Annotated in this window: 3 rRNA genes; all 3 read right to left on the bottom strand. The window is 56.2% G+C overall.

What is annotated here, in order from left to right:
* Positions 1–55: 55 nt before the first annotated feature.
* Positions 56–172: ribosomal RNA gene (gene rrf / locus B0G38_RS22970) — 5S ribosomal RNA — on the bottom strand.
* Between the two features lie 232 nt (positions 173–404).
* Positions 405–3,546, bottom strand: a 23S ribosomal RNA gene (locus tag B0G38_RS22975).
* A 461-nt stretch (positions 3,547–4,007) separates the two neighbouring features.
* Positions 4,008–5,531, bottom strand: a 16S ribosomal RNA gene (locus B0G38_RS22980).
* Together the 16S, 23S and 5S rRNA genes form the textbook arrangement of a ribosomal RNA operon.
* Positions 5,532–5,662 lie beyond the last annotated feature (131 nt).

Raw genomic sequence — 5,662 nt, forward strand, 5'->3', positions numbered from 1 at the left:
CTTAAATGGGTGAAGGGCTCCACCGTCATGGTGGAGCCCTTCACTTTCAAAAGATGTCCGGCGGTGACCTACTCTCCCACACCCTCCCGGGTGCAGTACCATCGGCGCTGTGGGTCTTAGCTTCCGGGTTCGGAATGGGACCGGGCGTTTCCCCCACGCTATGACCGCCGTAACCCTTGCCACCCCGGGCCGCCCGTTGCTGACCGGAAAAGAGTTTCCGGGCTGCGGGCAGGGGGTGAAACCTGTGGTTACATCAGTTCATTCTTGGACTGTATGTAATTGTGGTGTTCCCTGGGACGGTTGTTGTCCGGGAACCACATAGTGGACGCGATGCAAGTATCTTTTCCTTCCCCTCTATGTTGCCGTGAAACCGTTTGAAGTCGGTTTTACGGCCAGGGAAGTGTGTGGTGTAAGTTATCGGCCTATTAGTACCGGTCAGCTTCACAGGTCTTTAGTCCCTGCTTCCACATCCGGCCTATCAACCCAGTGGTCTGGCTGGGGGCCTCCCACACCTCGAGGGTGTATGGAAATCTCATCTTGAAGCCGGCTTCCCGCTTAGATGCTTTCAGCGGTTATCCAATCCGAACGTAGCTAATCAGCGATGCACTTGGCAGTACAACTGACACACCAGAGGTTCGTCCGTCCCGGTCCTCTCGTACTAAGGACAGACCTTCTCAAATTTCCTGCGCGCGCAGCGGATAGGGACCGAACTGTCTCACGACGTTCTAAACCCAGCTCGCGTACCGCTTTAATGGGCGAACAGCCCAACCCTTGGGACCTACTCCAGCCCCAGGATGCGACGAGCCGACATCGAGGTGCCAAACCATGCCGTCGATATGGACTCTTGGGCAAGATCAGCCTGTTATCCCCGAGGTACCTTTTATCCGTTGAGCGACGGCCATTCCACAATGTGCCGCCGGATCACTAGTCCCGACTTTCGTCCCTGCTCGAGATGTCTCTCTCACAGTCAAGCTCCCTTGTGCACTTACACTCGCCACCTGATTGCCAACCAGGCTGAGGGAACCTTTGGGCGCCTCCGTTACTCTTTAGGAGGCAACCGCCCCAGTTAAACTACCCATCAGGCACTGTCCCTGACCCGGATTACGGGCCGAAGTTAGATGTCCAGAGTGACCAGAGTGGTATTTCAACGATGACTCCACCCGAACTGGCGTCCGGGCTTCACAGTCTCCCACCTATCCTACACAAGCCACACCGAACACCAATACCAAACTATAGTAAAGGTCTCGGGGTCTTTCCGTCCTGCTGCGCGTAACGAGCATCTTTACTCGTAGTGCAATTTCGCCGAGTTTATGGTTGAGACAGCGGGGAAGTCGTTACTCCATTCGTGCAGGTCGGAACTTACCCGACAAGGAATTTCGCTACCTTAGGATGGTTATAGTTACCACCGCCGTTTACTGGGGCTTAAATTCTCAGCTTCGCCCACAAGGGGCTAACCGGTCCTCTTAACCTTCCAGCACCGGGCAGGAGTCAGTCCGTATACATCGTCTTGCGACTTCGCACGGACCTGTGTTTTTAGTAAACAGTCGCTTCCCCCTGGTCTCTGCGGCCCACACCCGCTCCACAGAGCAAGTCTGTATCACGGGGCAGGCCCCCCTTCTCCCGAAGTTACGGGGGCATTTTGCCGAGTTCCTTAACCATAATTCTCTCGATCGCCTTGGTATTCTCTACCTGATCACCTGTGTCGGTTTGGGGTACGGGCGGCTAAAACCTCGCGTCGATGCTTTTCTCGGCAGCATAGGATCACCAGATCCCCCCATACGGGGGTCCCGTCAGGTCTCAGGCTTAGTGAACGGCGGATTTGCCTACCGTTCGCCCTACATCCTTGGACCGGGACTACCATCGCCCGGCCTGGCTACCTTCCTGCGTCACACCTGTTAATACGCTTACCTCCCCGGTTCAGGTCCCGCGCGCCCCGCACATACTGGCCCCGAAGGGCACGGATGCACGGTTTGGACGGTTAGTATCACCGGCTCGGTATGGGCGGTTTTTCGCCGGTACGGGAATATCAACCCGTTGTCCATCGACTACGCCTGTCGGCCTCGCCTTAGGTCCCGACTTACCCAGGGCAGATTAGCTTGACCCTGGAACCCTTGATCATTCGGCGGACGGGTTTCCCACCCGTCTTTCGCTACTCATGCCTGCATTCTCACTCGTGTAGGCTCCACCGCTGGTTTCCACCGCGGCTTCACTGCCCACACGACGCTCCCCTACCCATCCACGCCCCTGAACCAAGGGAACAAGTCCCCGGCTTGGGTAATACATGAATGCCACAACTTCGGCGGTGTACTTGAGCCCCGCTACATTGTCGGCGCGGAATCACTTGACCAGTGAGCTATTACGCACTCTTTCAAGGATGGCTGCTTCTAAGCCAACCTCCTGGTTGTCTTCGCAACTCCACATCCTTTCCCACTTAGCACACGCTTAGGGGCCTTAGTTGGTGGTCTGGGCTGTTTCCCTCTCGACTATGAAGCTTATCCCCCACAGTCTCACTGCTGCGCTCTCACTTGCCGGCATTCGGAGTTTGGCTGACGTCAGTAACCTTGTAGGGCCCATCGGCCATCCAGTAGCTCTACCTCCGGCAAGAAACACGCAACGCTGCACCTAAATGCATTTCGGGGAGAACCAGCTATCACGGAGTTTGATTGGCCTTTCACCCCTACCCACAGCTCATCCCCTCCATTTTCAACTGAAGTGGGTTCGGTCCTCCACGCGCTCTTACACGCGCTTCAACCTGGCCATGGGTAGATCACTCCGCTTCGGGTCTAGATCACGCCACTGCAACGCCCTGTTCAGACTCGCTTTCGCTACGGCTTCCCCACACGGGTTAACCTCGCGACGTAACACTAACTCGCAGGCTCATTCTTCAAAAGGCACGCCGTCACAGCTGCTAGGGCTGCTCCGACGGATTGTAAGCACACGGTTTCAGGTACTGTTTCACTCCCCTCCCGGGGTACTTTTCACCTTTCCCTCACGGTACTTGTCCGCTATCGGTCATCAGGTAGTATTTAGGCTTACCAGGTGGTCCTGGCGGATTCGCACGGGATTTCTCGGGCCCCGTGCTACTTGGGATACTCTCCAAGCGGCAGCACACATTACGGTTACAGGGCTAACACCTTCTCCGGCCGGCCTTTCAAGACCGTTCACCTATGCATCTGCACTCACTTCAGCTGTCCGGCAGAACAGCAGCGGAAAGTCCCGCAACCCCGGCCATGCAACGCCCGCCGGCTATCACACATGACTCGGTTTAGCCTCTTCCGCGTTCGCTCGCCACTACTAACGGAATCACTGTTGTTTTCTCTTCCTGCGGGTACTGAGATGTTTCACTTCCCCGCGTTCCCTCCACGTACCCTATGTGTTCAGATACGGGTCACCAGGTAACACAAGTGCCCCTGGCGGGGTTTCCCCATTCGGACATCCTGGGATCAAAGTTCGGTTATCAACTCCCCCAGGCTTTTCGCAGATTCCCACGTCCTTCTTCGGCTCCTGATGCCAAGGCATCCACCGTGTGCTCTTAAAAACTTGACCACAAAAGATCAAAATCAGCATTAATATCGAGAGAACCACAGATCCAAAACAGATCCAGGTTCATCAAAATTGCTTCTTTATAAGATGCTCGCGTCCACTATGTAGTTCTCAAACAACAACCCCGTCGCACCCATCCCCCAACCACGTTTTCACCGTGGCCCGGACCCGGACTGCGCAGGAAACCAGAAACAAACAAACACCGGCCCTTTCCGAACCGGTCCCTGTTGCCTCAGGACCCAACAGTGTGCCAAACAATAACCCCCCGGACAACCCCCACACTTTCCAGGCACCCCCGCAAAAGGGGACACCGTACCGGCATGGAAACCGCCAAGAGAAAATCTATCCGTTGATATTCCACCCTCGAGCACCCACCGCAGAACAAACGCCTGCGCAATGGGCTCTCCTGCAAACCGCACAACCAACACTCGGGAAGGCCGCGCTAAATTTGAGGTGCTCCTTAGAAAGGAGGTGATCCAGCCGCACCTTCCGGTACGGCTACCTTGTTACGACTTAGTCCCAATCGCCGGTCCCACCTTCGACGGCTCCCTCCCACAAGGGGTTAGGCCACCGGCTTCGGGTGTTACCAACTTTCGTGACTTGACGGGCGGTGTGTACAAGGCCCGGGAACGTATTCACCGCAGCGTTGCTGATCTGCGATTACTAGCGACTCCGACTTCATGAGGTCGAGTTGCAGACCTCAATCCGAACTGAGACCGGCTTTTTGGGATTAGCTCCACCTCACAGTATCGCAACCCTTTGTACCGGCCATTGTAGCATGCGTGAAGCCCAAGACATAAGGGGCATGATGATTTGACGTCGTCCCCACCTTCCTCCGAGTTGACCCCGGCAGTCTCCTATGAGTCCCCGCCATAACGCGCTGGCAACATAGAACGAGGGTTGCGCTCGTTGCGGGACTTAACCCAACATCTCACGACACGAGCTGACGACAACCATGCACCACCTGTAAACCGGCCCCGAAGGGAAACCGCATTTCTGCGGCGGTCCGGTCCATGTCAAGCCTTGGTAAGGTTCTTCGCGTTGCATCGAATTAATCCGCATGCTCCGCCGCTTGTGCGGGCCCCCGTCAATTCCTTTGAGTTTTAGCCTTGCGGCCGTACTCCCCAGGCGGGGCACTTAATGCGTTAGCTACGGCGCGGAAAACGTGGAATGTCCCCCACACCTAGTGCCCAACGTTTACGGCATGGACTACCAGGGTATCTAATCCTGTTCGCTCCCCATGCTTTCGCTCCTCAGCGTCAGTTACAGCCCAGAGACCTGCCTTCGCCATCGGTGTTCCTCCTGATATCTGCGCATTTCACCGCTACACCAGGAATTCCAGTCTCCCCTACTGCACTCTAGTCTGCCCGTACCCACTGCAGACCCGGGGTTGAGCCCCGGGCTTTCACAGCAGACGCGACAAACCGCCTACGAGCTCTTTACGCCCAATAATTCCGGACAACGCTTGCGCCCTACGTATTACCGCGGCTGCTGGCACGTAGTTAGCCGGCGCTTCTTCTGCAGGTACCGTCACTTTCGCTTCTTCCCTGCTGAAAGAGGTTTACAACCCGAAGGCCGTCATCCCTCACGCGGCGTCGCTGCATCAGGCTTTCGCCCATTGTGCAATATTCCCCACTGCTGCCTCCCGTAGGAGTCTGGGCCGTGTCTCAGTCCCAGTGTGGCCGGTCACCCTCTCAGGCCGGCTACCCGTCGTCGCCTTGGTGAGCCATTACCTCACCAACAAGCTGATAGGCCGCGAGTCCATCCAAAACCAATAAATCTTTCCACCCGCCACCATGCGGTGACAGGTCGTATCCGGTATTAGACCCGGTTTCCCAGGCTTATCCCAGAGTCAAGGGCAGGTTACTCACGTGTTACTCACCCGTTCGCCACTAATCCCCGGTGCAAGCACCGGATCATCGTTCGACTTGCATGTGTTAAGCACGCCGCCAGCGTTCGTCCTGAGCCAGGATCAAACTCTCCGTTAATGTTTACTAACAGACACAACACCGGCCCCCGGGAAAACGGGAACCAGCACTGCACTAAATTCAAACCAGGCTAAAAAACATCGCGGCACACCACGGAGGCGGTGCCCCACGACAATAATTCAACCAATAAA

Source organism: Crystallibacter permensis (assembly GCF_025960875.1).
GTDB classification, from domain to species: domain Bacteria; phylum Actinomycetota; class Actinomycetes; order Actinomycetales; family Micrococcaceae; genus Crystallibacter; species Crystallibacter permensis.